This window comes from Paracidovorax sp., from assembly GCF_057642795.1.
Window position 1 is genome coordinate 255,864 of record NZ_JBXYZY010000034.1, and the last position, 26,138, is coordinate 282,001.

Below are 26,138 nucleotides of genomic sequence, written 5' to 3' on the forward strand. Positions count from 1 at the left end.
TGCGTTTCTACGCGCAGCAGGTGGACGGGATGTTAGAAACACGCGATAAGACGTGCGCCAGGCGTTACCGCTTTGGCCATCCCGCCCGAAACCGCACACGCATGGCCATGCCCTGCGTGCTGAATCCAGACGTGACAAAACCTCGCTATCGGGGAGGTCGCGCCGCTTATCGAAAAGGTGTTTCTACGCACCGGCCCCGGTCAGGGGTTGCAGGCATTATGCACGGGGGAGGCGTACATGGCTACCGACGAATCTCAACAAATCAAAGGCTGGCGCTCACGCATGGAAGACCAGGCTGCAGAGCTGCGGCGCCGCATGTGGCAAGCGCCCGCGCAAGTCGTGTATCTGGAGGGAAAGAGCCCACCACCCAACGGCGAGCCAGGCGGGCACGAGCGATGGTTTCACCGCGAGTTCGGAGCAGAACGGGCGCTGGCCAGGGCCGCGCTGCAGGCCTTCAGGGAGACGCAGGCCGAGATCGAGCGCAGCGAAGAAACCGAAGACCAACGCGAAGCACGCAACGCCCACCTCAGAAACTGGAGAAAAAGGCAGACAGACCAGTGGCGCGAGGCCCAGGCCATGCAGAAACGCGCACGCAGGGCCGCCAATCCTGAGCTCTACCGAGCCATTGACCAGCGGCACGAGCTGCGCCGCAGGGACGAACGCAACGCGCAACGCCGCGCAGCTTACGCAGAGGCACCAGAGGCGCATCGAGCCAAATTGAATGCGCGCAGGGCCGCCCAGCGGGAGCGGGAGCGGGAGCGCACAGCCCTCGCAGCCGCAGCGCATGCACCTGATGACCCCGGCCAAAAGCCTGGTTGACAGCTATTCGCCAGCGGGCGGCGCCAGATAAGCCGCGTGGAGACGCTGCAGGTCCTGCACGTACCACCCAGCACCCTTGTCACTTTCAGGCAGCACGTGGGCCGCATGCAGGCGCTTCACATCGAGCAGCAGGCCCAGGTGCCTAGGCACCCAATCAGGTATCTCCACGCCGTCATTGCGCCAGCGGCTGGGGGTGTTGCGGTGCAGGCCTGTAGCCCGGCAGAACTCGCTGACCTTCCATCCCAGGGCATGGAGGGCGGCGTCAAATTCGTCAAGCGTCATGCGTCAATTCTGGCACGAAGCCCGATAGTGTGCAAAATAGAAAATATCAGCACACTATTTGACATAACGCCCGTCGTATCTAATGTGCATTGTGGATAATTTCCGCACACTTTCGGGAAAAACCAATGCTCACAAGGGCTTACAAAGGTCGGCAATTTGCTGAAATTTTGAGCACGTGCGGGCATGGAAGTTATCCACAGGCCGCCCGCGTGCGATGGCGGCGCCAAGGGAACCCCTCTCGCGCTCGTTTCCGAACTTGTGCGCCACCGTCCGAACGCGCTCGCGCACTGGTCGCCGCTCGTTTCTCACAGCTGGGGGGAAGAGGTTGCAACGGGAAGGCAGGATGTGAATACATGAGAAATTTCACTATTCAATAAATTTCCTATTCGTCCCCTCTTAGTCCCCGCCTTGTCCCCTGCCAGTCCCCGGCACCTCCTACCCTCAAAGCCGCATGGTTGCTGGCTTTTGCCATCTGTCCCCGGTGTCCCCGGCAATTTTTCAATTTCCGGGGCTGAACGATTCAACAGCAAGCGTAGAAAAGCCGCCAGGGCTTGACACCGTGGCGGCTTTGCTGGGCTGGGGCTGGCTACGCGGCCCGCTGGGTGAAGGCCACCACGTTCCCCGCCTTGCGGCCGTCCAGATAGTCGGCCCACCACTGCATGAGCTTGGCCCGTTCTTCCGTGTAGGTGGAGCGGTGATAGGCCGCCCGGATCTTGTTGCGCTCCATGTGCGCAAGCTGGCGCTCGATCACATCGGGGTTCCAGCCAGCCTCATTCGCCACGGTGGAGAAGAGCGCCCGAAAGCCGTGGGCCGTGGCGGTGTACTTGTAGCCCAGCCGCGCCATGGCGGAGTTGAAGGTGTTTTCGCTCAGTGGCTTGGACGGATAGACGGGGCTGGGGAACACCAGCTCGCGGCCACCGCTCAGCGGGCGCATGGCCTCGAGCAGTTGCAAGGCCTGGCGCGAGAGCGGAACGCGGTGTTCGGTGCGCATCTTCATGCGCTCCGCGGGGATCGTCCACACGGCGGCCTCGGTGTCGAATTCATCCCACCGGGCGCCCCGCACCTCGCCCGGGCGCGTGGCGGTCAGCATGACCATGCGCAGCGCATGCACGGTATGCGGGTCGCCCTCATAGGCCTCCAGCTTGGCAAGGAAGGCCGGCAGTTCCTTGTCGGCAAGGGCGGCGCGGTGCTGAACCTCGCGGGGCTTGAGGATTTCCGATGGCACCAGGTCGAGCATGGGGTTCGCCTCGATCCGCTCATGCGTCACGGCCCAGCGGTAGATAGCCTTCACGCGCTGCAGCACACGCCCCGCCTGGTCGCCGGCCCCTCGCGCCTCGATCTTCTTCACGGCCGCCATGATCTCCCCCGGCTTGATGCTGGCCATGGGGCGCTGACCCAGGGTATCGAGCACGTCGGCCTCCAGCGATGCGCGGATGCGGCCAGCCGTCTCAGGCTCCCAGCGGCTGGCCTGGTGCTTCATCCAGTCAGCAGTCACCGCCTGCAGCGTGTTGGCCTGCTCGTGCGCCGCCTTGGCCTTGTCGGCCTTGCGCAGCTCGCCCGGATCGTCTCCAGCCTGCAGCGCCTTGCGGGCGACGGCGGCCAGGTCACGGGCGTCCTTGAGGCTCACGCCGGGGTACACGCCGAAGGCCAGCAGCTTCTCTTTGCCGCCGAACCGGTACTTCATGCGCCAGTACCGGCCGCCCGCCTTGGTCACATCCAGATAGAGGCCGCCGCCGTCGAAATGCTTGCCGGGGGCTGTGAGGTTGCGGAGCTTGGCGTCAGTGAGCTTCATGGCGGGGGGTATCCTTCGCGGTCTGGGGGTACATTTGGGGGTACATTCCGCGAAAAGTCAAACCACGCCCAGCATTCATGCGGGTTCCGGGGCTGAGTTTGGATGCGGCCCCGGCACCATGGCTTTCTTGCTATTTAACCAATAGCTTATGGCGCGATATTGGCGCAACGCCAGTGTGGAAAGTGTTCTAGGCCCTCCCGCCATTCCACAGTTCCCGACGAAGCAGCCATCCGCGACTGAGGGTGCGGACGTGGATCGGGCCACTTGGGAAGTTGGGCTACACCGTAGCCAGCTCAGCTGCATGGCACTCGCGGTATGGGCTGCCAGACTCCGTCACCTTTGACAGCCCCCGCCCCATCGAGTCGAGGGTCAGCATCACAAACCCAGTCCGCTGCTTGGCCAATACGCAGGCCCGATGCCGGTGAGCGCTTGGTTGGCCAGGCGGGGCTCTGAGGAGGGCACGCCTCACAGGTGGAGGCACACCTGAACAGCAGGGATGAGCAGGAAAGGTCATGCCAGCCCACCCTCTGCACGGCCCGTCGGGGGCAGGTCGCAGGCAATCGGTGATATACCGGACATATGACCGCCGATCGCATCACCCTCGAGCCCTTACTACCTCATGACATCGCCGATTTCAAGGCGGAACTGCAGAACGCCTTTGCGGTCGCCGTCGTGGAAGAGTTTGGTGAACTGCCCGATGGGCCGATACCCGCAGACAAAACCCTGGACGCGGCGATCCATGCACCCGATGCCGTGGCGTTACGCATTCTTCGCAATGGTCAGAACGTGGGCGGAGCGGTCCTCACCATCAACGAAACGCATCACAATTCGCTTGACCTTTTCTTCGTGAACGCGGGCGAGGAAGGGCGTGGCATCGGTTTGAAGGCTTGGCGCGCGATCGAGGAGCGATACCCCAAAACCATCACGTGGCAGACGCACACGCCCTACTTCGAGAAACGCAACATCCACTTCTACGTCAACAAGTGCGGCTTCAAGATCATCGAGTTTTTCAACCGACATCATCCTGAGCCAGACCATGGGGAGCCTGCTGACTTGCCCGAAGACGGCGGTGACGCGTTTCAGTTCGAGAAGGTCATGCGGGACAGCAGGACTGCGTGACCCGGTGGCCAGCGCAGCGGTAGCAATTGCCGATATACCCACTTCTGCGCCCGAAAGTACGTCCGCGTGGGATGGGGATCTCAGCCACCATGTGCCCCCAGCTCAGCCTCGCGAATGCCCGCACCGAGTGGGCCTTTTCGTTTCTAGCCTGGTGACTTATGGTCGCCGCGGTGCCCTGGCAGTGGACAGACGCTCGATGAATCAGGCTCGCTCCCTCCGGGTCGCCACCGCCACGATGGCCAGGCCTGCGGCGACGATCAAGGCATCTTCGATCAAACCACTGGGGGTCTGGCCCATGCGCGACATCGCTTTTTTCCGCACATCGAGGGTCACATAGGCCAGAGGCACCGCCGTGGTGATGGCGACGACGGCCCCTGCCTTCTCTTTGCCGCGCGGCGCCAATGCGGCACCGGCAATCCCTGCGCTCATGACCCGGGCCAGCAGCCCTAAAAAGACGGTACGGTCAGGCGCGGTCTTCATCTTGTCGCCATAGAGCTCGCCGGCCCCCATGGCCAATGCTCCACCGCGAAAAAGCGGTCGGTCCAGCAGTGCGAGCGCGCCCGGCGTTTCCCTGCCCAAAAGCCTTGCCAAGGACAGGGCCGCCATGGGCGTCATGGAACGTGCGCTGGCAACGGCGCCGATCAAGGCAGAAGGAAGCAGGCTTCGGATGTTCATGAGAGTAAGCACCTTTTTTTGCGGGGTCCTGCGAGCGTGAGCCAGTCGCGTTGACATGCCTGGAGGGATTTGCAACAGAGCTGCGTAGGACGCAGGCACCGCCGAAACACACAGCACCCGCTTACCCCAAAGCTGTGAGGTCAGCTGAAGCAGCCCGCGGGCCCCGCGTAGGCCCCGCTGACTGGCGGCGGCCTGCGCACAACCTCGGAGACGCATCGCCTCCAGAGAGAAGGCGCCACGCGGCGCACGCATGCGGATGTCAGGCAGACGGAGCCACGAACTGCGTCCCGGCACCGAGCGGCCTGGCAATCCGCTGGACCGGCCCGCGACTCGGCCTCGTGCCCGCCGCTCCGGCTGTTCGATGCGAGCCTGCGCACCAAGCGGCAGCGCCGTGCAGCCACTTCAAAGCGACGGCGGCCGACATGGAAAGCGACGTCCCCGCTTACGCAAAACTCGGGGGAACTGCTGCTCTAATAAGGCATGACTTCGCATGAAGAAAAGCCACCCATTCAGGGCTCCCGTGCGCCTCAAGTGTCGATCGCGAGCTCCGATGTGCGCACGCTCGAAAACCACGAACACGACATCTTCTTCACCGCCATCGAGACGACCCGCATGCCCATGCTGGTGACCGACCCGCGGCAGCCGGATAACCCCATCGTGTTCGTCAACCGGGCCTTCCTTTCGATGACGGGTTACACGCGCGAAGAGATCCTGGGCAGCAACTGCCGTTTTCTCCAAGGGCCGGACACCGACCGCGCCACGGTGGCCGCTCTTTCGGAGGCCATCGCCAATCGGATGGAGATCACCACCGAGATCCTGAACTATCGCAAGGACGGCTCCTCGTTCTGGAACGCCCTCTTCGTATCGCCCGTCTACAACAAGGACCGCCAGCTGGTCTATTTTTTCGCCTCGCAGTTGGACGTGAGCCGCCGGCGGGACGCAGAGCAGGCCCTGGCGCAGGCACAGAAGATGGAGGCGCTCGGGCAACTGACGGGCGGGATCTCGCACGACTTCAACAACCTGCTGCAGGTGATATCCGGCCACCTCGAGATCGCCAAGCGTCGGGTTCAGGCCGGCAAGGATGCGGAGGCCGTGCTGACCAGCATCGGCAGCGCATCGGAGGCGGTCAAGCGCGCAGCCACGCTGACGCAGCAGTTGCTGGCCTTTGCCCGCAAGCAGCGCCTCGAAGGCAGGCCCATCAACCTGAACGTCAAGACCCAAAGCCTCCGCGCGCTGATCGAAGACCTCCTCAAAGCGGAGATCCCGCTGGAGTTGCAGCTGGACCCGAATCTTGCCAATTGCCAGGTCGATCCCACGCAGCTGGAGGCCGCGATCCTCAACATCATCACCAACGCGCGCGATGCCATGCCGTCGGGAGGCAAGGTCACCTTGCAGACCCGCAATGTGGAAGTGACCGACGCCGATGTGTCGGCCCACGGAGGGTTGCAGCCGGGCACGTACGTGGCCCTTTGTATCACCGACACCGGCGAGGGCATTCCGCCCGAGCTCATCAAGCAGGTGATCAACCCCTTCTTCACCACCAAGCCCGAGGGCCAGGGCACCGGGCTGGGCCTGTCGATGGTCTATGGCTTTGCCAAGCAGTCCGGTGGAACGGTCAACATCTATTCGGAAGTCGGAGTGGGCACGACCGTGCAGCTTTACTTTCCGGCGACCGGCAAAGCCATGAACCCGCCCCAGAACGCGCAGCCGGGCGAGAAGGCGACCGAGCGGGGTGGATCGGAATTCGTGCTCATCGTGGACGACCGGCAGGAGGTCGCTGACCTCGCAGGCGCGATGCTGGAAAGCCTGGGCTACCAGACCGAGGTGGCTACCGATGCAGCCCAGGCTCTGGCGAGGCTGGACTCGCGCACCAACCCCGTGGTGCCGGATCTGGTGTTTTCCGATGTGCTGATGCCCGGAGGCATGAACGGGTTCATGCTCGCTCGGGAGGTGCGCAAGCGCAATCCCCGTATAGCCATCCTGCTGACAACCGGATATGCCGGTGACGGCAATATCTCGGGCGTGACAGAGGGTGCGGAATTCGATGTCTTGAAGAAGCCTTACGGCATGAGCGAGCTAGCACGCAGAGTAAGGCTCGCGATCGACGGGCATACCGGGGCACGGATGCTTCGGCCACGCTGAGACGCGTGGCGCGTCGATCAGAAAGACGGCAGCTGCGGGCATTCAGCCGTCCCCGGCGAACGTTACGTCAGGGCCGCATGCACACGATGTACGGCGGCGCGTCTGCAGGTTCCGGGGCCGGACCTGGCACGTCAGGCTCTACGGGCTGACCCGGCTTGCCGGCCGAAAGCCGCAAACCACATGCACCGGCAGTGGCAATGGGCCCAGCGTGGCATCGCGAGGGTGATGGACTGATTGGCCTGCCTGATCTCGTGCCATACCGCCGGCACAGCCTGCCAGCCGCATGAGGACGGGGATGTGGGACAGCAAGAATCCGTTCACCACCACAACCATCGACCGCGTTATCGCGCCGCTCCCGCAATGGGATGGGCTGGGCGAGTCGGCGGAACGCAGGTGCGACCACGCTGGTGAGCATTTCAGCGCGGTAGCGCGACCAGGCGGAATGCCTGGAAGGCCATCGCCATGCGGCGGGAGCAGTCGCAACCCAGGCCCACCGCACACCGCTTGCAGCCTGCGGTGCCGGCAGCCACATGGGCGACGGGCTGAGGACGGTGCGGCATCGTCACACTCCTTGAAACTGGTAAAACCGGGACGACGGGCGCCTCGCTCACGAAGCCCCCACTGATGCAAGCGAATGTAGGGGGCGGTTGACAGGAGGTACGTAGGACGAAACCGCTTGCCGCCAGCCCCGTCCGCACAGCTCAGGAGGCGCGACTCGCCAGGGCTCAATCAGTTGTTCTGGCGTTTGATGATCTGGCGGCCGGCATCGGTGATGTGCCAGTCGCCGCCCGCGGCTTGAGTGACCATGCCCCAATGCAGCAGACGGCCCGAAAGGTGGTGCTTGAGCGCTTCAGGCACGCCGACGGGGCGTCCCATCTCCAGCTGCTTGAGGGTTTCAAGCTCGTCCAGAGTGGGCTCGAACGTGGGTGCGTGGTAAGTGGAAGGAATGGCGGCCATGTCGAAACTCCTCGTCGTTGGTGCGCGTGAATGACAGAGTCCGCACAGGGCACGCCGGTTCCGCGCCGCCGGGCGCGCACTTCATCAACACTGAATGCGCCGCACGCGCGGCATGCGACCTTGGAGGACCGCGGCCCAGTGCATCCGCGCCGGCACGTTCATGTCACCTGCTGCGCCGCTCGTCTGCACTCGTCGCGGCGCATTCCTGCAGCCAAGCAGCGAAGCTGGCCAGCACGGCCGGCGGCTCCTGGGCCGGGCTGATGAGGTAGTACGCACGCTCTCCGCGCAGCGGCTGCGCGCAAGCCACCACCAGTTCGCCCCGGGCGATCTCGGCCTCGATCAGCAAAGGCGGTATCAGCGCAACGCCCAGGCCGTGCGTGGCCGCCACGGCCAGCATGGAAAAGAGCTCATGGCGCGGCCCGTCCAGCGCGCGAGGCGCCTCCACGCCCGCTGCGGCGAACCATTGCTGCCATGCCAGCGGCCGCGTGCTCTGTTGCAGCAGCGGCAGGCGCGCCAGCATCTGCGCCGGCACGGGCTGGTGCGCCCGCCCAGGGCCGCGCCGGGCGGCGGCTTCGAGCAGGCGCGGGCTGCACACCGGCACCACGTCTTCATGCAAGAGCAATTGCGCCTGCACGCCCGGCCACTGGGCGATCTGCTCGGGCGTGCCGGCGTAGAGGGCGGCGTCGAAGGTGGTGTCGGCGAAGAGGAAGGGCCGCGTGCGCGTCTCGATGTGGACCACGATGTCGGGATGCAGCGCCGCCAGCTGCGGCAGGCGCGGAATCAGCCAGCGTGTGGCGAAGGTGGGCACCGCCGCCAGCGACAACGCACCGCCGCGGCCCTGGTGGGCCATCACCTCCAGCGTGTCGCGCTCTAGCCCCTGCAGCCAGCGGGCGACCTGGCGGCCGTAGCGCGTGCCGGCAGGCGTCAGCACCACGCCGTGGCGCGTGCGGCGAAAGAGCTGCACGCCCAGCCCTTCCTCCAGCGCGAGGATCTGGCGGGAGACCGCGCTCTGCGTCAGCGACAGCTCCTGCGCCGCGCGGGTGTAGCTCTCATGCCGGGCGGCCGCTTCGAAGCAGGCCAGCGCCTGGGTGGAGGGAAGATGTCGGTGCATGGGCGCAAGACTACCCCAGACATTCCATTTATGCATTTCTGGATGAAAACAAGTCGTTTGCGCAGTGGCGTTGCCCTCCATACGATGCCGGCACCAGCTCACGCCATGCATTGCCTGCATGCCTGGGCACCCTGCCCTCACCGATACCGGAGACACGCCATGGCCCACGCCGCCTTCCAATGGGACGACCCTTTCCTGATCGAGCAGCAGCTCACCGACGACGAGCGCGCCATCCGCGATGCCGCTGCCGCCTATTGCCAGGACAAGCTGGCCCCGCGCGTGCTGGACGCCTTCCGCCACGAGAAGATGGACACCAGCATCTTCCGCGAGATGGGCGAAGTCGGCCTGCTCGGCCCCACCATTCCCGAACAGTACGGCGGCCCGGGCCTCAGCTACGTGGCCTACGGCCTGATCGCGCGCGAGGTCGAGCGCGTCGATTCGGGCTACCGCTCTATGGCCAGCGTGCAGAGCTCGCTGGTGATGGTGCCCATCCATGAATTCGGCTCGGAGGCGCAGAAACAGAAATACCTGCCCAAGCTGGCCAGCGGCGAATGGATCGGCTGCTTTGGCCTGACCGAGCCCGATCACGGCTCCGACCCCGGCAGCATGGCCACGCGGGCGTACAAGACGGCCGGTGGCTACAAGCTCAAGGGCACCAAGATGTGGATCACCAACAGCCCGGTGGCCGACGTCTTCGTGGTCTGGGCCAAGGAAGTCTCCGAAGGCGGCGCCCTCGGCCCTATCCGCGGCTTCGTGCTCGAAAAGGGCATGAAGGGCCTGAGCGCGCCTGCCATCCACGGCAAGGTAGGCCTGCGCGCCAGCGTGACCGGCGAGATCGTGATGGACGACGTGTTCGTGCCCGAAGAGAACGCGTTCCCCGAAGTGCAGGGCCTCAAGGGCCCGTTCACCTGCCTCAACAGCGCGCGCTACGGCATCGCCTGGGGCGCGATGGGCGCGGCCGAGTTCTGCTGGCACACCGCCCGCCAGTACACGCTGGACCGCAAGCAGTTCGGCCGGCCGCTCGCCGCCAACCAGCTCATCCAGAAGAAGCTGGCCGACATGCAGACCGAGATCGCGCTGGGCCTGCAGGCCGCGCTGCGCTTCGGCCGCATGAAGGACGAGGGCATCGCATCGGTCGAAGGCACCTCCATCATCAAGCGCAACAACTGCGGCAAGGCGCTGGACATCGCCCGCCTGGCCCGCGACATGATGGGCGGCAACGGCATCAGCGACGAGTTCGGCGTGGCGCGCCACCTGGTCAACCTGGAGGTGGTCAACACCTACGAGGGCACGCACGACGTGCATGCGCTCATCCTGGGCCGCGCGCAGACCGGCATCGCGGCGTTCGGGAACTGACCCACCCTTCGCGCCGCATCCGGGTGGCGCTATCTAATCAATAGCTATCCACCATTGATCCACCTGGGCTGCCAGCCGTTTTCACTCAAACCCACGGTTTCCACACCCATGACCGCGCCCCACCCTTCCCCGCCCGGCGCCCTGGCGGGCATCAAGGTGCTCGACCTCTCCCGCGTGCTGGCAGGCCCCTGGTGCACCCAGGTGCTGGCCGACCTGGGCGCGGACGTGGTGAAGGTGGAACGCCCCGGCGCGGGCGACGACACGCGCCACTGGGGCCCGCCCTTCCTGCAGGACGCCGAGGGCCGCGACACGCCGCAGGCCAGCTACTTCGCCGCCTGCAACCGCAACAAGCGCTCGGTCACCATAGACATGGCGACGCCCGAAGGCCAGCAGCTGATCCGCCGCATGGCGCAGCAGGCCGACGTGGTGGTGGAAAACTTCAAGGTCGGCGGACTGCGCCAATACGGGCTGGACCACGACAGCCTGCGCGCGCTCAACCCGCGCCTCATCTACTGCTCGGTCACCGGCTTCGGGCAGACTGGCCCGTATGCCGAGCGCGCAGGCTACGACCTGATGGTGCAGGCCATGACCGGGCTCATGAGCATCACCGGCCGGCCCGACGACGCGCCCGGCGGCGGCCCGCTGCGCGTGGGCGTGGCGGTGATCGACCTCTTCACCGGGCTCTATGCCAGCAACGCCATCCTGGCCGCGCTGCATGCCCGCGACAACGCCGCCACCGGCACCGGCCAGGGCCAGCACATCGACATGGCGCTGCTGGACGTGGGCATGGCCGTGCTGGCCAACCAGGCGGCGGGCTTTCTCGCCACGGGCGCATCGCCCGGCCGCATGGGCAACAGCCACCCCAGCTTGGTGCCCTACCAGGACTTCCCCACGGCCGACGGCAACATGCTGCTGGCCATCGGCAACGACGGCCAGTTCGCCCGCTTCTGCGCCGCCGCAGGCATGCCGCAGTGGGCCGAGGACGCGCGCTTTGCCACCAACACCCTGCGCGTTCGCCACCGGGCCGAGCTGATCGCGTTGATGGAGCCGCTCACCCGCTCACGCAGCACGGCCGAGTGGGTTGCCCTGCTGCAGGACAAGGCCGTGCCCTGCGGCCCCATCAACACCATCGCCCAGGCCTTCGACGACCCGCAAGTGCAGGCGCGCGGCCTGCGGGTGGACCTGCCCCGCTGGCCGCAGGGCGATGCCGGCGACGGGGTGGACACCATCGCCACCGTAGCCAGCCCGCTCCGCCTTTCGGCCCACCCGCCCGTGCTGCGCCATGCGCCGCCGGCTCTGGGCCAGCACACGGACGAAGTGTTGGCCGAGCTGGGCCTGGATGCGGCTGGCATCGCGGCATTGCGGAGCGCGAACGTGGTCTGAACGGCTGGGCCACAGGCATGCAACGCGCAGCCCACCTTTTTCGACTTCAAGCGGCCTGCAAGCAGCAGCGGGCGCGCCCTGGTGGGACGCGCCACGACAGGCCAGCCGCTCACGCCCATCGACGTATGCTCCGTGACGCCAGGCAAGACCCCGAAGACAACTACGTCGCCCTCGCAGCCCAGGTTCCCGCGATCAACCACGGCACCGATCAGCGACAAGGCCACCCCAGACGGCTGCCACGACCTGAAGGCGTCCGCTGGGGTCGCGCGCGACACCCGTCCCACCGGCAGACTCCATGCTTGCCGGCGCCCCTTGGACCCACAGGCCGCAATAGCAGCAGGCGCGGCCTGACCCCTGCGGCACACAGGCCGGGCAGTCGGGGTAAACGCCAGCAGGGCCTTACACCCGCCCCCCCCTTAGAATTTGTCTGCAGGCGCATCCGCGCCAAGGAGTAGCAATGAAAGCAGTTCAGCAGGACATCGACGAGCGCACCAACCTCACAGGCACGAACAAGTTCGAATTGCTGCTGTTCCGGCTGGGCACCGACAGCGCACTCGGCAAGTCGGAGCTGTTCGGCATCAATGTGTTCAAGATCCGCGAGATCGTGGCGATGCCCAATATCACGCCGATCGCGGGCGCCACGCCGCATTCCCTGGGAGTGGTCAACCTGCGGGGCCAGATCATCCCGGTGCTGGATTTGCCGGCCATCGTCGGCTGCAAGCCGCAGACGGGGCTGAACATCATGCTGGTGACCGAATACGCACGCACCACCCAGGCCTTCGCGGTCGAATCGGTGGAAGACATCGTGCGGCTGGACTGGAAACAGGTGCTGTCCGCCGAAACCAGCGGCGCGCGCGGCAAGCTGGTCACCAGCATCGCCCGGCTGGACGGCAACACCGACGGCTCGCGCCTGGCCCAGGTGCTGGACGTCGAAGCCATCCTGCAGATGGTGTCGCCTTCGGACGAACACCATGTGGACCCGGAGAAGGTCGGCCCGCGCCTGAAGATCAAGCCCGGCAGCATCGTGCTGGCGGCGGACGACTCCTTCGTCGCCCGCACGCTCATCGAGCAGGAACTGCAGGCCCTGCAGGCGCCCTACGAAATGACCAAGTCCGGCAAGGAGGCGTGGGACCGCCTCAATGCGATCGCGCGGGGCGCCGAAGCCGAGGGCAAGACCGCGGCCGACCGCATCTCCCTCGTGCTGACCGACCTGGAAATGCCCGAGATGGACGGCTTCACCCTGACTCGCAACATCAAGCAGGATGCCCGGCTCAAGAACATTCCGGTGGTCATCCATTCCTCGCTCTCGGGCTCGGCCAATGAAGACCATGTGCGCAGCGTCGGCGCAGACGCTTACGTTGCCAAGTTCGTTGCCGAAGATCTGGCCGAAACCATGCGCCGGGTGCTGCCGACCTGAAACCATCAATTCGTCGTCAAAAGAGCTGCCAGCGCTTTTATTGCAAGCGCTGGCAGCTCTTTTTTTCATAGCACCCCCGGGGCAGCCGATCTGGGGCCGGCCGCCACGCACCACGGATGCCCTGTTCCGGCTCAGGCGGGCAGCTCTTGCGCCACCGTGAAGCGCGCCCGCACATGCTGCGGAGCTTCCAGCTCGTCCACCAACGCCACGGCCAGGTCAGCCACGCTGATGCGGCCCGGCTGATCGCCGTTCATCAGGGGCCATTCGGTACCGCGGCGGTAGCGGCCGGTACGAGGGCCCGGCTCCAGCATGATGGCTGGGGAAAGGAAGGTCCATTCCAGTTGCTGGTCCTGCCGCATGCGGGTCAACAGTTCGCGGGCTGCGAGGGCGCCCTGCTTCCATTCGGCCGGGAATTCCGGCGTATCGACCAGCTGCACGCCCGGCGCCACGAACAGGCTGCCCGCGCCGCCCACCACCAGCACCCGCGTGACGCCAGAGGCGCGCACCCCTTCCAGAATGGCGAGGCTGCCGGCCAGGAACTGATCGTGCAGGTCCGGCACCGTCCAGCCGGGGTTGTAGGCGCTGATCACCGCATCATGGCCGCGTACGGCAGCCGCGACTCGTGCGGCATCCTGCGCATCAGCCGTCACCACGCTCAGGCCTTCGCGCGGCTCCAGCTTGTCGGGATGGCGGGCCAATACCGTGACGCGATGGCCGCGCGCCAGCAACTCTTCCAGCACCGCGCTGCCCACAAAACCCGTACCAATCAAAGCGATTTTCATCAGAGTGTCCTTCCGTCAAAAGAGCCATCGAGGCGATGCCCTCATCGTATGGAATGCACAATCAACGCACTAGATGGCTTTTTCAGCCTTCTCCTTGAAGGCCAACTTCACAATGGATGATCTCAAACGCATGGCGATCTTCGCCACCGTGGTGCGGCACGGATCCATGAGCGGGGCCGCACGTGCGCTGGGGCTCAGTCCCTCGGCCATCAGCCAGCAGGTGCGGCTACTGGAGCAGTCGGGCGGCGTCACGCTGTTGCACCGCTCCACCCGCAAACTGGCCCTGACCGAAGCTGGCGCCCGCTACCACGCGCAGTGCGCAGCCATGTGCGCAGCCGCCGAACAGGCCCGTGCCGAACTAGCGGCCTCGCGCGACGTGCCCAGTGGCGAGTTGCGGCTGGCGGCACCCGTGGGCTTCGCGCGGCACATCTCGCCGGCCCTCGGCCCCCTGCTGGCTGCACACCCGGACCTGCGCCTGCATCTGCTGGTGGACGACGCGCTCATCGACCTCATCGAGGCGCGGGTGGATCTGGCCGTGCGTTTCGGCGGCCTGCCCGATTCATCCTGGGCCGCGCGCAGCCTGGGCACGCTCCACTGGTGGCTCTGCGCAGCGCCGCACTGGCTGGCCCGGCATGGCACACCGCAAACGCCAGGGCAGTTGCTGGCCCAGCCCTGGTTGGGCTTCGCGCGCGAAGGCGGCCTTGGCATCGAGATGAAGCGCAGCGCGCCCGGTGCCGAGTCGCACACGCTGCGCGTGCAGCCGCGCATCGCCAGCAACAACCAGTTGTCGATCCAGCAGATGTGCGAAGCCGGCCTGGGCCTGGCCCTGGTGGGCAGCATCGACGTGCAGGACGCGCTGGACAGCGGCCGGCTGGTGCGGTTAATGCCGCAATGGCACTTCGGCCCGGCAGACGGGTTGCGCATCTGGGCCGTCACCCCGCAGCGCGACACCCAGCCCGCCAAGGTGCGCCAGGCCATCTCCGCGCTGCAGAGCTACCTGCGGCAGCAGCCGGGCGTGAGCGACTGAGCCGGCAGGAGTTGTGCGGCACGGGCCGCATCACGCGCCAGCCCGCCTGCAAGGTCAGCACCACGGTGGCCGCGGACCAGAGCGCACGGTCAACCAAAACAAGCCGTAGCGCGTCAGTCATGAAAGAACACGCCGCCTGGCGGATACGGCGCACCGATGCCCAGCCAGGTGAAAAGTGCCCACGAGCGAGGTTCCCGGGCCACATCCACTCCCAAAGAAAGAGACAGGCCATGCCCCCTCTGCTGCTCGCGCTGCGGCTCACCGCCACCACGGCGCTGACCGGGCTGACCATGGGCTGTGTCGCACTTCCGGACCATCCCTACGACGACAACGACTATGGCCAATACCCGCATGTCCCCGACGCGATGGGCGGCGACAGTGCCGCCTACTCCACCCATCCGGTGAACGAGCCGCCGCCGCGCTACGTCTATTCCAGCCCGGGCGGCATTCCATTGCCCCGCTCCGCGCCCGCCCCGCGGCCGGTATGGCAGCGAGGCAACGCCCACTTGGCCAACGACTGGCGTTGAGCGCCAGGATTGCCGCACACTCGCAGCATCGCGCATTCGCCGTGCACCATCGCTTCCCTCTAAGCCGTCTCATGCCATCGCCGCCCCCCCCCCGTTCTCCCTCCCGCCCATCGCGGCTGCTGCGGGCGCTCGCCTGCGCGGCCAGTGCCGGGCTGCTGGCCGCAGGTGCGGGCGCCCAGGTGCTGCGCTGCACCGACGCGGCCACCGGCAAGGTCACCTACACCGACGGCACCTGCGGCCGTGGTGCGGCTGTGACGGAAGTGGAGCCGCGCAAGACCGAGGCGCAGCTGCGCCAGGAACGGGAACAGGCGGCGCAGGCACTGGAGCAACGCCAGCTACGCTTGCGCACCGACGCCGAACAGGCGCGGCTGGATGCCGCCCGCGATGCGCGTGAGCGCAGTGCGCAGGTGCGCAGGGGCAACGAGGCGCGGGCGGACCCGTCACAGAGCGCAGCCTGCCAGCGCGCACGCCTGCAGCTGCAGGAAGCCACGGCCAGCCTCGGCCAAGGCATGTACGACGAAGCGACGCGACTGGACGCGGCCCAACGACAGGCCGATCTGGCGTGCCTCACGCCAGCAGCCTATGCCGAAGCCGAACGGGCACGCGCCAACCGGCCGGCCTATGTGGCGCCGCAGTACGCATCGCCGTACTACGCGCCGCCCGCCGTGGTGGTCGTGCCACCCCGGCCAGCGCCGCAGCCCCGGCCGGAGATGACGCAGTGCAACGTGTTCCGCTGCTACGACCGGCAGGGCAACGTGTATCCGCACTGATGCGGTAATGGGCCGCCGGCGAGGGGCAGGCCAGCGCACCGAGATCAAGCCATCGCGGGCTAAGGATCGCAGCGCGCAACGGCCCGGCTGCTGATTGCCCCAGGGCCAGGGCACATGCCCTGGCAGGGGCGCTCAGGCGCAGATCACACGTTGGTAATCGACACCGACCGGGTGTTCAGGTGTGCCTCGATGGCTTCCGGGCCGCCTTCAGAGCCGTAGCCGGAATCCCTCAAGCCGCCGAAAGGCAATTCGGCCGACGGCGTGGCAGGCTGGTTGATCCAGAGCATGCCCACTTCCACGCGCTGCGACAGCAAGTGCGCGTACTTCAGCGAGCTGGTAAAGGCGTAGCCCGCCAGGCCATAGGGCAGGCGGTTGGCTTCGGCGATGGCGTCCTCGATCTTCTCGAAGCCGCGCACGGCAGCCACGGGGCCGAAGGGCTCTTCGTTGAAGATGCGCGCCGACAGGGGCACGTTATCCAGCACGGTAGGCTGGAAGTAGTTGCCCTCGCCGCCGATGCGCTCGCCTCCGGCCGTGACCTGCGCTCCGTTCTTCACGGCGTCCTGCATCAGATCGGCCATGGCGCTCACGCGGCGCGGGTTGGCCAGCGGGCCCATCTGCGTGCCTTCGGCCAGGCCATCGCCCACCTTCAGGCTCTGCGCATGGCGCGTGAGCGCTGCGACGAAATCCTTGCGGATGCTCTCATGCACCAGGAAGCGCGTAGGCGAGATGCAGACCTGGCCGGCGTTGCGGAACTTGGCGCCGCCTGCGGCCTTGACGGCCAGTTCGACGTCGGCGTCTTCCGCCACGATCACCGGGGCATGGCCACCCAGTTCCATGGTCACGCGCTTCATGTGCTTGCCCGCGAGCGCTGCCAGTTGCTTGCCCACAGCGGTGGAGCCCGTGAAGGTGACCTTGCGGATGATCGGGTGCGGAATGAGGTAGCCGGAGATCTCGGCCGGATCGCCATACACCAGGCCCACCGTGCCGGCGGGCACGCCGGCATCGGCGAAGGCTCGGATCAGTTCTGCCGGGCTGGCCGGGGTTTCTTCAGGCGCCTTGACGAGGATGGAACAGCCCGCGCCCAGCGCGGCGGCCATCTTGCGCACCACCTGGTTGATGGGGAAGTTCCAGGGCGTGAAGGCGGCCACCGGGCCCACAGGATCCTTCAGCACCAGCTGGCGCACGTTCAGGTTGCCGCGCGAGGGCACGATGCGGCCATAGATGCGCAGGCCTTCGTCGGCGAACCACTCGATGATGTCGGCAGCAGCCATGGCTTCGATCTTGGCTTCAGCCAGCGGCTTGCCCTGCTCCTGCGTCAGGATGCGGGCGATGGAATCGGCGCGCTCGCGCATCAGGGCGGCGGCCCGGCGCATGGCCTTGGCGCGCTCGATCGCAGGCAGATCGCGCCAGGCCTCGAAACCCTTCTGGGCGGCTTCCAGCGCACGGTCCAGGTCGGCCTTGCCGGCGTGGGCCACACGGCCGATCTCCTTGCCGGTGGAAGGGTTGTGCACGGCGATGGTCTTGCCATCGGCGGCGTCCTGCCATGTGCCGGCGATGAAGAGTTGCGTGTTGGGATAGGTCATGCAGAAAGCTCCTGGAGGGGTTCTGGGGAATGGCGGTGCCGTCAAGACCCTGCCCCAAGGCAAGGCCTGCCGCCGGCACGCGCGTCGGCAACCGACAACTATAGGCCCCTTGAGCGGCAGCTGCAGGCGTGCCGGCGACACCCGCGTGTCAGCCGGCACCCCGAATGCGCCGCTGCAAGGTCTCGCCCCGACGGAGTCAGGGCTTGGGTCGCAAGGCCTGCGCGATCTGGGCCGCTGGCGCAGGGCCATCGCCCCACCCGCCTCCCAGTGCCCGGATCAGGCCGACGGTGGCGGTGTACTGCGCCGTGCGCACCTGCAGCGCCTGGCGCCGGTTGCGCAATTCGCTGCGCCGGGCGTCCAGCAGTTCCAGCTGGCTCACCATACCGTTGCGGTAGCGGGATTCCGACAGTTGGGTGGCACGCGCGGCCGACTGCACGGCGCGGCCTTGCGCCTCTGCCTGGCCCGCGAGCAGGCGCAGCGCACTCAGCTGATCCTCCACCTCGCGGAAGGCCGTGAGCACCTGGCCGCGGTGCGCCGCCAGCGCCCCTTCCAGCCGTGCCCGCGCCCCGTCCTCCTGCGCCTGGCGCTGGCCCCCATCGAAGAGCGGCAGGGACAGCAGCGCGCCAATGCCCCAGGAGCGTGCCGACCACTTGAACAGATCGCCGAGTTCCGGCGACGCATAACCACCATTGCCCGTGAGCGTGACCGCGGGGAACCACGCCGCCTGCGCCACGCCCACGCGGGCCTGCGCCGCGAGTACCGCAGCCTGTGCCGCCGACACGTCCGGCCGGCGGGCCAGCACCGTACCCGGCACGCCGGCCGGGATGACCGGCAAAGCGGCATCGCCCGCCGCAGCGGGCACGGTGAAGCCTGTGGCCACCTCGCCCACCAGCAGCGCCAGGGCATGCGTCAGCACGGCCTGCTGGCGCTCCAGGGCCAGCGCATCCGACTCGGTCGCCGCCACTTCGGTCTGCACGCGGGCCACGTCCAGCTCGGCCACATCGCCGGCCTGGTAGCGGCGCTGCGTCAGACGCAGCGTCTCGCGGTAGGCCGCCAGGCTCTCCCGGACCAGGCTGCTCTCGGCCTGCACGGAGCGCAGCTGCAGGTAGGCCTGCGCCGCGTCGGCCTGGGCCATCAGCCGGGTGCTTTGCAGCAGCGCATCGCGCGACTGTGCGTCGAGCCGCGCCGCATCGCTGGCCTGCGACAGGCGGCCGAACAAGTCCAGCTCGTACGACACACTCAAACCAACGGTGGCGAGAGTGGCAGGCAAGGGGCCGCCCGTGGCCGTGTTGGCCCCGGCCTGGCGCGCCACGCCGGTGGACAGGCCCACCTGCGGAGTGCGGTTGGCGTCGGCCGAGCGCAGCAGCGCACGGGCCTCCGCCAGGCGCGCGGCCGCCTCCTGCACGGTGGTGTTGCCGCTGCCGGCACGCTGCACCAGGTCGTCCATCACGGGATCGCGAAAGCCCAGCCACCACGCGCCGCGCGGCTGTGCCTCGGCCGGAGGCGCGGTGGTCCAGGATGCTGCGCCATCGGCTTCGCTGAAGGCGGCGGGCACGGCCACGCCGGCATGTTCCGGCACCACCGGCGGGCTCATGCAACCCGCCAGCACCAGGGCCGCGGCCAGCGGAACCAGCCGCGAAAAGGAAGAAAGGGAAAACAGTGTCGTCATGGAAAAACTCCGTCTCATTCGTGCAGGCCACGCGGCGCGGCGATCACCGGGTAGGCCGAGGCGCCATGACCTGCTGCGCCCACGTCGGCATCGGTCAACGGCGCCACGTGGCTGCCGTGCTGCTGCAGCGGCCGATTGCCGGCCATGCGGCGCAGCACCACGTAGAACACCGGAGTCAGGAACAGACCGAAAGCCGTCACGCCGATCATTCCGGCGAACACCGCCACGCCCATGGCGCTGCGCATCTCGGCGCCGGCACCGGTGGACAGCACCAGCGGCAGCACGCCCATCACGAAGGCCAGCGACGTCATCAGAATGGGGCGCAGCCGCAGGCGGCTGGCCTCGATCGCGGCCTGCACCGGCGTGCGTCCCGAAAATTCCAGCTCCCGCGCGAACTCCACGATCAGGATGGCGTTCTTGGCCGACAGCCCCACCAGCACGATCAGTCCGATCTGCGTGAACACGTTGTTATCGCCGCCCGAGAGCCACACGCCCGTCATGGCCGCCAGCAATCCCATCGGCACGATCAGGATGATGGCGATCGGCAGCGTCAGGCTTTCGTACTGCGCGGCCAGCACCAGGAACACCAGCAGGATGGCGATGGGGAACACCAGCACGGCGGAGTTGCCGGCCAGGATCTCCTGGTAAGTGAGCTCGGTCCACTCGAAGCTGATGCCCTGCGGCAGCGTCTCAGCGGCGATGCGCTCGATGGCGGCCTGCGCCTGCCCTGACGAGTAGCCCGGCGCGGGCCCACCGTTCACATCGGCTGCCAGGAAGCCGTTGTAGCGCATGGCACGCTCGGGCCCGAAGCTGGGCTCGATCTTCATCAACGCCGACAAGGGCACCATCTCGCCCGTGGCGGAGCGCACCTTGAGCAGGCCCACGTCTTCGGCCCGCGCGCGGTAGGCCGCATCGGCCTGAACGCGCACGCTGTACGTGCGGCCGAACTGGTTGAAGTCGTTGGCGTACAGGCTGCCCAGGTAGATCTGCAGGGTCTCGAAGATGTCCGTGACCGGCACGCCCAGCTGCCGCGCCTTGGTGCGGTCGATGTTGGCGTACAGCTGCGGCACGTTGACCTGCCAGCTGGTGAAGAGGCCGGCCAGCTCGGGCGTCTGGTAGGCCTTGGCCATGAAGGCTTTGACGGCCGCATCCATCGCTTCGTAGCCCAGCGAGGCGCGGTCCTCGATCTGCAGCTTGAAGCCGCCCGTCGTGCCCAGCCCCGCCACCGGCGGCGGCGGGAACATGGCGATGAACGCCTCCTCGATGCTGCCGAAGGCCTGGTTCAGCTGGCCCGCGACGGCGCCGCCACTCTGGTCGGCGCGGGTGCGCTCGGCAAAAGGCTTGAGCGTGACGAACACGATGCCGGAGTTGGAGCTGTTGGTGAAGCCGTTGATCGACAGCCCCGGGAAGGCGATGGCGTCCTCCACATTGGGGTTCTTCTTGACGATCTCGCCCATGCGGCGGATCACGTCGTCCGTGCGGTCCAGCGTGGCGCCGTCGGGCAGCTGGGCAAAGCCGACCAGGTACTGCTTGTCCTGCGCCGGCACGAAGCCACCCGGAACGATCTTGAACAGGCCCCAGGTGGCGAACACCAGTGCGCCGTAGATCACCAGCATCAGCGCCTTGCGGCCGATGACGCGCCTGACGCCCCCGCTGTAGGCCTCGGAGCCGCGGTGGAACACGCTGTTGAAACGGCGGAAGAACCCGCCCAGCACTTTGTCCATGCCGCGCGTGAGCGCGTCCTTGGGTTCATCGTGGCCCTTCAGCAGCAGTGCGCTCAGGGCCGGCGACAGCGTGAGCGAGTTGATGGCCGAGATCACCGTGGAGATGGCGATGGTCACCGCGAACTGGCGGTAGAACTGTCCCGTGAGCCCGCTGATGAACGCCAGCGGCACGAACACCGCCACCAGCACCAGCGCAATGGCGATGATGGGCCCTGACACTTCGCGCATGGCGCGGTAGGTGGCCTCGCGCGGCGTCAGGCCCGCCTCGATGTTGCGCTCCACGTTCTCCACCACCACGATGGCGTCGTCCACCACGATGCCGATGGCCAGCACCAGGCCGAAAAGGCTCAGCGCGTTGATCGAGAAGCCCAGCAGATGCAGCATGGCGAACGTGCCCACCACCGACACCGGCACCGCCAGCAGCGGGATGATGGACGCGCGCCAGGTCTGCAGGAACAGGATCACGACGACCACCACCAGCGCCACGGCCTCCAGCAGCGTCTGGATGACGGACTTGATGGAGGCGCGCACGAACTGCGTGGGGTCGTAGGCGATGCGGAATTCCACGCCCTCCGGCATCTTCTTCTGCAGCTCGGCCATGGTGGAACGCACGTTGGACGAAATGTCCAGCGCGTTGGAGCCCGGCGCCTGGAACACACCCATGCCCACGGCCGGGTCGTTGTTGAGCAGCGAGCGCAGCGAGTAGTCGGCCGCGCCCAGCTCCAGCCGGGCCACGTCGCGCAGACGCGTCACGGCGCCGTCGGCACCGGTCTTGACGATGATGTCGCCGAACTCCTCCACCGTCGCCAAACGCCCCTGCGCATTGATCGACAGCTGCATGTCCACGCCCTTGAGGCCGGGCGACTGCCCCACCACGCCCGCTGCGGCCTGCACGTTCTGGCCGCGGATGGCGGCCACCACGTCGCTGGCCGACAGGCCGCGCTGCGCGACCTTCTGCGGATCGAGCCAGGCGCGCATGGAATAGTCGCCGCCGCCGAAGATCTGCACCTGGCCCACGCCAGGGATGCGGGCCAGCCGGTCCTTCACGTTCAGCACGGCGTAGTTGCGCAGGTAGTCGATGTCATAGCGCCCGTTGGGGGAGACCATGTGCACGACCATGGTCAGGTCGGGCGCGCTCTTGACGGTGGTGATGCCCAGCCGGCGCACTTCCTCGGGAAGGCGCGGCTCGGCTTGCGAGACGCGGTTCTGCACCAGCTGCTGCGCCTTGTCGGGATCAGTGCCCAGCGCGAACGTCACGGTCAGCGTCATGACCCCGTCGGTGGTGGCCTGGCTGCCCATGTAGAGCATGCCTTCGACGCCATTGATGGACTCCTCCAGCGGCGTGGCCACGGTTTCGGCGATCACCTTGGGATTGGCGCCGGGATAGGTGGCGCGCACCACCACGGAGGGTGGCGCGACCTCGGGGTACTCCGAGATCGGCAGCGCGCGCAGGGCGATCAGCCCTGACAGAAAGATGAGCACCGACAGCACCCCGGCGAAGATGGGACGGTCGATGAAAAATCGGGAGAGATTCATGATGTTCTTGTCTTGGGTCTAGACGTGCATTCAGGCTGCAGGCTGATGGGCCGCCGTGCGTGCCTGCTTGCGGTCGCCCGCCAACTCGGACTTGGCGGCCATCGGTACCTCCTGCGGCGCGATCACGGCGCCGGGGCGCACGCGCTGCAGTCCGTTCACGACGATGCGCTCTCCGGCCTTCAGGCCCGAGGTGACGACACGCAGGCCGTCGACCGGCGCACCCAGCTGCACCTCTCGCCACTCGGCCTTGTTGCCCTCGCCCACCACCATCACGAACTTCTTGTTCTGGTCGGTGCCCACGGCGCGTTCGTTGATCAGCACGGCCTGCGTGCTCTTGACCTGCCCCATGCGGATGCGGGCGAACTGGCCAGGCATCAGCGCGCCTTCGGCGTTGTCGAACACGGCACGCACGCGCACTGTGCCGCTGCGGGCGTCAACCTGGTTGTCAATGAGCTGCAGGTGGCCGGTGTAGGGCGTGCTGCCGGCCGTGCCCGTCCCCATCTGCACGGGAATGTTCTCGATCTGCGAGCGGGCGTTCTTGCCGCTGCGCAGGCCTTCCAGGGCCTTGGCCACGATCTGCTCGTCGGTGTCGAAGCTCGCGTAGATCGGGCTCACCGACACCAGCGTGGTCAGCACCGGCGCGCCAGCCCCTGCGGCCACCAGGTTGCCCTGCGTGACCTCGATGCGGCCGACGCGGCCCGACACGGGGGCGCGCACCTGGGTGTAGCCCAGGTTCAGGCGCGCGGTCTTCAGGGCGGCCTGCGCTGCGCGCAGGTTGGCGTCAGCCTCGCGCTGCGCGTTCACGCGCTCTTCATGCTCGCGCTGTGCGATGGCACGCTCCTCCCACAGGCGCGTGGAGCGCTCCATGTCGCTGCGGGTGTACGCCACGCGCGCCTGAGCAGCCACGACCTGCGCTTCGGCACGGTCCACTTCAGCGGCGAAGGGAGCGGGGTCCACAGTGAACAGCAGGTCGCCCTGCTTGACCAAAGCGCCTTCGCGGAAATGCACGGCCTGCAGGGCGCCGGCCACGCGGGGGCGAACCTCCACACGCTGGATAGCTTCGAGCCGGCCTGAGAACTCATCCCACAGCGACACGTCCTGCTGCACCACGGTGGCGACCGACACCGGCATGGCCGCCGGCACAGCGGCCGGGGACTCGGCGCGCGACGCGCTCAGTCCGAACATCGCACCGCCGGCGGCAGCCACGGCCGCAGCAGCGCCGGCAGCGGTCCACCAGCGGCGGGCGGGCGAGAAAAGAGTGGATGGCTTCTTCATGATGATTCCTCCGTGTTTTGAATCTCAGATCGGTACAACAAAAATTCGGGGCAAGCCTTCTCCCTCCAGCACGGGACGGCCGGAAAAAAGGCATGAAAGGGAAAGCCTTGCGATCGACAGGCGTGCGAAGGCTCAGACCTCAACCGCAGTCGAGGTCAAGCACCAGGCACGGCCGGTACGGGGAAAGCGGGTTTAAGAGGTCACTGCGGAGCGGGACATCGCGTGGCCTCGAAGAATTGGCGGAATTGCTCCTGCACCTCAGCGGCGCAAGGGCAATTGCGTGCGCCCGGTTGCAGGAGGGCGTCGGGCCACTGCGCTGCCTTGTTGAAGACATGGCGCGTTACGGGCTGGCCGGCGGCCTCCAGGCGGGCGGCATAGGCGAGCGCCTCATCGTGCATCGGGTCGTCGCTGCCCACCAGCACCAGCGTGGGGGGCAGACCGGCCAGCCGTTGGGCCGCCGCGGGCACGGCGTAGGGATGCTCCGCATCCCGCGCGCACCCCAGGAACTTCATCCACCCAGCGGACCATTTGCACTCGGTGGCCTTGCCGGTGACGGCGCGAACCGAGGGGGTGCCGACGCACGGATCCAGCATGGGCGACAGCAGGATTTGCCCCGCCAGCGGGGGATGTGCCTGGTCACGCGACATCAGCCCCACGCCCGCGGCCAGGTTGCCGCCGGCCTCCTCGCCCGCCAGGTACACCCGCGCGCCCTGCCCTGCAAGCCTGGTGCGGTGCTTGAAGGCCCACTTGAGCACGGCGTAGCCGGTCTCCAGGGGCTGCGGGAAGGGCGTGAGCGGATAGGCAACAGACACCACCAGCGCACCGGCGGCTTCGAGCAGGCCGGCCACCGTGCCGCCGTTGTCGAGGTCTCCGGACACGAACGCGCCGCCGTGAAAGTGCACCACCAACGGCAGCACGTGGCCTGCCCGCTTGCGCCCATACAGGCGCACGTCCACCGACTGGCCGTTCGCCACCTCAATGGTGGAGTCGGTGCAGACGGACGGCGTTGGCGTGGTGGAGCGGATCATGGTGGTGGTGCCGGACAAGGGCCGGGTGATGTGAAATGTAGCGACGGGTCACCCCACGATAAACCAGGCAAACGCCACAGTACTGTTTCCAAACTTCGAACAATCCAGCCATGTGCTGCGTGTGAGAATTCTTTCCGTCTCTGCAAGAGACGGGGAAGGGAACAAAGGGAAATCCATGGACCAGATACAGGCCATGCGAATATTCGTGCGGGTAGTGGAAGCCGGCACGTTCACGCGCGCCGCCGATTCGTTGCAGCTGCCCAAGGCCAGCGTGACCAAGCACGTGCAGGCGCTGGAGGAGCGGCTGCGCGTGAAGCTGCTCAACCGCACGACGCGGCGCGTCACCGTGACGCCTGATGGCGCGGCGTACTACGACCGCACGGTGCGGCTGCTGGCCGATTTCGACGACATCGAGGCCAGCATGAGCCAGGCCCGCGCCAACCCGCGAGGTCGCCTGCGCGTGGATGTCGGCACGGCGGTGGCCCGGCTTCTCATCATTCCGCGCCTGGCGGCGTTCCAGGACCGCTACCCCGACATCCAGATCGACCTGGGCGTGAGCGACCGCACTGTGGACCTGATCGGCGACAACGTGGACTGCGTGATCCGCGGCGGCGAACTGGCCGACCAGTCCCTGGTGGCGCGGCGCATCGGCAACCTCGAGTTCATCACCGTCGCCTCGCCCGATTACCTCGCGCAGCACGGCACCCCCAAGCATCCGCTGGACCTGGAGAACGGGCATCGCAGCGTGATCTATTTCTCGCCCGTCACCACGCGCCGCTACCCGCTCGAATTTCACAAGGACGGCGAAGTGCTGGAGATTTCAGGCCCGTCGCAGCTGGCGGTGAACGAGAGCAATGCCTACGTCTCCTCGCTCGTGGCCGGCCGCGGCGTGGGCCAGATCACCACCTTCCAGGCGCAGCGCTATGTCGACGAGGGCCAGCTGATCCATGTGCTGGACGACTGGTCTCACCCCCTGCTGCCCGTCTACGTGGTGTACCCGCCCAACCGACACCTCAGCGCCAAGGTACGCGCCTTCGTGGACTGGGCGGCCGAGCTGTTCGCCAGTGAGCCGCATCTGCAGCGGCAGTGAACGACGCGCCCGCCACTCTTCGTGCCAGGGTCTGCGGCGCGGCACAAAGCCGGCGCGGGCAAGAAAACGTCACG

Annotated in this window: 22 protein-coding genes; 10 read left to right on the forward strand and 12 right to left on the reverse strand. The window is 67.1% G+C overall.

Going from position 1 to position 26,138, the window contains the following annotated elements:
- Positions 1-237 precede the first annotated feature (237 nt).
- The gene (locus tag AC3A84_RS14150; protein WP_487970438.1) at positions 238-819 is read left to right on the forward strand and encodes a hypothetical protein; all 582 of its coding nucleotides are present in this window, start codon (positions 238-240) and stop codon (positions 817-819) included.
- Positions 820-822: 3 nt separating this feature from the next.
- Here the strand turns inward: AC3A84_RS14150 and AC3A84_RS14155 are convergent, their stop codons facing one another.
- On the reverse strand, positions 823-1,101 hold the full coding sequence (locus tag AC3A84_RS14155; RefSeq protein ID WP_487970439.1) for a helix-turn-helix domain-containing protein: 279 nt from the start codon (positions 1,099-1,101) through the stop codon (positions 823-825).
- Positions 1,102-1,687: 586 nt separating this feature from the next.
- Positions 1,688-2,893: a tyrosine-type recombinase/integrase gene (locus tag AC3A84_RS14160; RefSeq protein ID WP_487970441.1), complete on the reverse strand. Its 1,206-nt coding sequence runs from the start codon at positions 2,891-2,893 to the stop codon at positions 1,688-1,690.
- Positions 2,894-3,472: 579 nt separating this feature from the next.
- On the opposite strand from AC3A84_RS14160, the gene AC3A84_RS14165 reads away from it, so the two are divergent.
- Entirely contained in the window at positions 3,473-4,012 is a 540-nt protein-coding gene (locus AC3A84_RS14165; protein WP_487970443.1) for a GNAT family N-acetyltransferase, read from the forward strand.
- 201 nt (positions 4,013-4,213) lie between these two features.
- Here AC3A84_RS14165 and AC3A84_RS14170 read toward each other — a convergent pair whose 3' ends face one another.
- On the reverse strand, positions 4,214-4,687 hold the full coding sequence (locus AC3A84_RS14170) for a hypothetical protein (protein WP_487970445.1): 474 nt from the start codon (positions 4,685-4,687) through the stop codon (positions 4,214-4,216).
- Between the two features lie 480 nt (positions 4,688-5,167).
- Here AC3A84_RS14170 and AC3A84_RS14175 point away from each other — a divergent pair, with 480 nt between their 5' ends.
- On the forward strand, positions 5,168-6,829 hold the full coding sequence (locus AC3A84_RS14175) for a histidine kinase famiy protein (RefSeq protein ID WP_487970447.1): 1,662 nt from the start codon (positions 5,168-5,170) through the stop codon (positions 6,827-6,829).
- Positions 6,830-7,245: 416 nt separating this feature from the next.
- On the opposite strand, the gene AC3A84_RS14180 is transcribed toward AC3A84_RS14175, so the two are convergent.
- The 3 genes from AC3A84_RS14180 to AC3A84_RS14190 all read right to left on the reverse strand — a co-directional run bounded on the left by AC3A84_RS14180 (position 7,246) and on the right by AC3A84_RS14190 (position 8,897).
- A complete protein-coding gene (locus tag AC3A84_RS14180) occupies positions 7,246-7,389 on the reverse strand; it encodes a hypothetical protein (protein WP_487970449.1) in 144 nt (47 codons plus the stop codon).
- A 169-nt stretch (positions 7,390-7,558) separates the two neighbouring features.
- A complete protein-coding gene (locus tag AC3A84_RS14185) occupies positions 7,559-7,786 on the reverse strand; it encodes a hypothetical protein (RefSeq protein ID WP_487970451.1) in 228 nt (75 codons plus the stop codon).
- A gap of 163 nt (positions 7,787-7,949) precedes the next feature.
- On the reverse strand, positions 7,950-8,897 hold the full coding sequence (locus AC3A84_RS14190; RefSeq protein WP_487970453.1) for a LysR substrate-binding domain-containing protein: 948 nt from the start codon (positions 8,895-8,897) through the stop codon (positions 7,950-7,952).
- Positions 8,898-9,056: 159 nt separating this feature from the next.
- Here AC3A84_RS14190 and AC3A84_RS14195 point away from each other — a divergent pair, with 159 nt between their 5' ends.
- From AC3A84_RS14195 to AC3A84_RS14205, 3 genes are all read left to right on the forward strand, one after another.
- Entirely contained in the window at positions 9,057-10,253 is a 1,197-nt protein-coding gene (locus AC3A84_RS14195) for an acyl-CoA dehydrogenase (protein ID WP_092939756.1), read from the forward strand.
- Between the two features lie 108 nt (positions 10,254-10,361).
- A complete protein-coding gene (locus tag AC3A84_RS14200; RefSeq protein WP_487970455.1) occupies positions 10,362-11,636 on the forward strand; it encodes a CaiB/BaiF CoA transferase family protein in 1,275 nt (424 codons plus the stop codon).
- Positions 11,637-12,093: 457 nt separating this feature from the next.
- Positions 12,094-13,053, forward strand: a complete 960-nt coding sequence (locus AC3A84_RS14205) for a chemotaxis protein (RefSeq protein WP_487970457.1) — start codon at positions 12,094-12,096, stop codon at positions 13,051-13,053.
- A 131-nt stretch (positions 13,054-13,184) separates the two neighbouring features.
- Here the strand turns inward: AC3A84_RS14205 and AC3A84_RS14210 are convergent, their stop codons facing one another.
- Complete coding sequence (locus AC3A84_RS14210; protein ID WP_487970459.1) at positions 13,185-13,835, reverse strand: NAD(P)-dependent oxidoreductase; 651 nt, start codon at positions 13,833-13,835, stop codon at positions 13,185-13,187.
- A gap of 112 nt (positions 13,836-13,947) precedes the next feature.
- Between AC3A84_RS14210 and AC3A84_RS14215 the strand changes: the two genes are divergently transcribed.
- From AC3A84_RS14215 to AC3A84_RS14225, 3 genes are all read left to right on the forward strand, one after another.
- Complete coding sequence (locus AC3A84_RS14215) at positions 13,948-14,862, forward strand: LysR family transcriptional regulator (protein ID WP_487970461.1); 915 nt, start codon at positions 13,948-13,950, stop codon at positions 14,860-14,862.
- 230 nt (positions 14,863-15,092) lie between these two features.
- Positions 15,093-15,389: a hypothetical protein gene (locus AC3A84_RS14220; protein WP_487970463.1), complete on the forward strand. Its 297-nt coding sequence runs from the start codon at positions 15,093-15,095 to the stop codon at positions 15,387-15,389.
- A 71-nt stretch (positions 15,390-15,460) separates the two neighbouring features.
- Positions 15,461-16,159, forward strand: coding sequence for a DUF4124 domain-containing protein (locus tag AC3A84_RS14225; protein ID WP_487970465.1), 699 nt, complete (start codon positions 15,461-15,463; stop codon positions 16,157-16,159).
- 143 nt (positions 16,160-16,302) lie between these two features.
- Here AC3A84_RS14225 and AC3A84_RS14230 read toward each other — a convergent pair whose 3' ends face one another.
- The 5 genes from AC3A84_RS14230 to AC3A84_RS14250 form a co-directional block, all read right to left on the reverse strand.
- Positions 16,303-17,742 carry an NAD-dependent succinate-semialdehyde dehydrogenase gene (locus tag AC3A84_RS14230; protein ID WP_487970467.1) on the reverse strand — a complete coding sequence of 480 codons (1,440 nt, stop codon included), beginning with the start codon at positions 17,740-17,742 and terminating at the stop codon, positions 16,303-16,305.
- 196 nt (positions 17,743-17,938) lie between these two features.
- Positions 17,939-19,411, reverse strand: coding sequence for an efflux transporter outer membrane subunit (locus AC3A84_RS14235; protein ID WP_487970469.1), 1,473 nt, complete (start codon positions 19,409-19,411; stop codon positions 17,939-17,941).
- Positions 19,412-19,425: 14 nt separating this feature from the next.
- Positions 19,426-22,671 (reverse strand): efflux RND transporter permease subunit, encoded by a 3,246-nt coding sequence (locus AC3A84_RS14240; RefSeq protein ID WP_487970471.1) that lies wholly within the window; start codon positions 22,669-22,671, stop codon positions 19,426-19,428.
- Positions 22,672-22,701: 30 nt separating this feature from the next.
- Complete coding sequence (locus tag AC3A84_RS14245) at positions 22,702-23,946, reverse strand: efflux RND transporter periplasmic adaptor subunit (protein WP_487970472.1); 1,245 nt, start codon at positions 23,944-23,946, stop codon at positions 22,702-22,704.
- 200 nt (positions 23,947-24,146) lie between these two features.
- Positions 24,147-24,974 (reverse strand): alpha/beta hydrolase, encoded by an 828-nt coding sequence (locus AC3A84_RS14250; RefSeq protein WP_487970593.1) that lies wholly within the window; start codon positions 24,972-24,974, stop codon positions 24,147-24,149.
- A gap of 175 nt (positions 24,975-25,149) precedes the next feature.
- On the opposite strand from AC3A84_RS14250, the gene AC3A84_RS14255 reads away from it, so the two are divergent.
- Positions 25,150-26,064: a LysR family transcriptional regulator gene (locus tag AC3A84_RS14255; protein ID WP_487970474.1), complete on the forward strand. Its 915-nt coding sequence runs from the start codon at positions 25,150-25,152 to the stop codon at positions 26,062-26,064.
- Positions 26,065-26,138: the final 74 nt, after the last annotated feature.

Excerpts from the sequence above, each read along its gene's own strand:
- AC3A84_RS14150 (WP_487970438.1), top strand. The coding sequence starts at position 238 with ATGGCTACCGACGAATCTCAACAAATCAAAGGCTGGCGCTCACGCATG.
- AC3A84_RS14155 (WP_487970439.1), bottom strand. The coding sequence starts at position 1,101 with ATGACGCTTGACGAATTTGACGCCGCCCTCCATGCCCTGGGATGGAAG.
- AC3A84_RS14160 (WP_487970441.1), bottom strand. The coding sequence starts at position 2,893 with ATGAAGCTCACTGACGCCAAGCTCCGCAACCTCACAGCCCCCGGCAAG.
- AC3A84_RS14165 (WP_487970443.1), top strand. The coding sequence starts at position 3,473 with ATGACCGCCGATCGCATCACCCTCGAGCCCTTACTACCTCATGACATC.
- AC3A84_RS14170 (WP_487970445.1), bottom strand. The coding sequence starts at position 4,687 with ATGAACATCCGAAGCCTGCTTCCTTCTGCCTTGATCGGCGCCGTTGCC.
- AC3A84_RS14175 (WP_487970447.1), top strand. The coding sequence starts at position 5,168 with ATGACTTCGCATGAAGAAAAGCCACCCATTCAGGGCTCCCGTGCGCCT.
- AC3A84_RS14180 (WP_487970449.1), bottom strand. The coding sequence starts at position 7,389 with ATGCCGCACCGTCCTCAGCCCGTCGCCCATGTGGCTGCCGGCACCGCA.
- AC3A84_RS14185 (WP_487970451.1), bottom strand. The coding sequence starts at position 7,786 with ATGGCCGCCATTCCTTCCACTTACCACGCACCCACGTTCGAGCCCACT.
- AC3A84_RS14190 (WP_487970453.1), bottom strand. The coding sequence starts at position 8,897 with ATGCACCGACATCTTCCCTCCACCCAGGCGCTGGCCTGCTTCGAAGCG.
- AC3A84_RS14195 (WP_092939756.1), top strand. The coding sequence starts at position 9,057 with ATGGCCCACGCCGCCTTCCAATGGGACGACCCTTTCCTGATCGAGCAG.
- AC3A84_RS14200 (WP_487970455.1), top strand. The coding sequence starts at position 10,362 with ATGACCGCGCCCCACCCTTCCCCGCCCGGCGCCCTGGCGGGCATCAAG.
- AC3A84_RS14205 (WP_487970457.1), top strand. The coding sequence starts at position 12,094 with ATGAAAGCAGTTCAGCAGGACATCGACGAGCGCACCAACCTCACAGGC.
- AC3A84_RS14210 (WP_487970459.1), bottom strand. The coding sequence starts at position 13,835 with ATGAAAATCGCTTTGATTGGTACGGGTTTTGTGGGCAGCGCGGTGCTG.
- AC3A84_RS14215 (WP_487970461.1), top strand. The coding sequence starts at position 13,948 with ATGGATGATCTCAAACGCATGGCGATCTTCGCCACCGTGGTGCGGCAC.
- AC3A84_RS14220 (WP_487970463.1), top strand. The coding sequence starts at position 15,093 with ATGCCCCCTCTGCTGCTCGCGCTGCGGCTCACCGCCACCACGGCGCTG.
- AC3A84_RS14225 (WP_487970465.1), top strand. The coding sequence starts at position 15,461 with ATGCCATCGCCGCCCCCCCCCCGTTCTCCCTCCCGCCCATCGCGGCTG.
- AC3A84_RS14230 (WP_487970467.1), bottom strand. The coding sequence starts at position 17,742 with ATGACCTATCCCAACACGCAACTCTTCATCGCCGGCACATGGCAGGAC.
- AC3A84_RS14235 (WP_487970469.1), bottom strand. The coding sequence starts at position 19,411 with ATGACGACACTGTTTTCCCTTTCTTCCTTTTCGCGGCTGGTTCCGCTG.
- AC3A84_RS14240 (WP_487970471.1), bottom strand. The coding sequence starts at position 22,671 with ATGAATCTCTCCCGATTTTTCATCGACCGTCCCATCTTCGCCGGGGTG.
- AC3A84_RS14245 (WP_487970472.1), bottom strand. The coding sequence starts at position 23,946 with ATGAAGAAGCCATCCACTCTTTTCTCGCCCGCCCGCCGCTGGTGGACC.
- AC3A84_RS14250 (WP_487970593.1), bottom strand. The coding sequence starts at position 24,974 with ATGATCCGCTCCACCACGCCAACGCCGTCCGTCTGCACCGACTCCACC.
- AC3A84_RS14255 (WP_487970474.1), top strand. The coding sequence starts at position 25,150 with ATGGACCAGATACAGGCCATGCGAATATTCGTGCGGGTAGTGGAAGCC.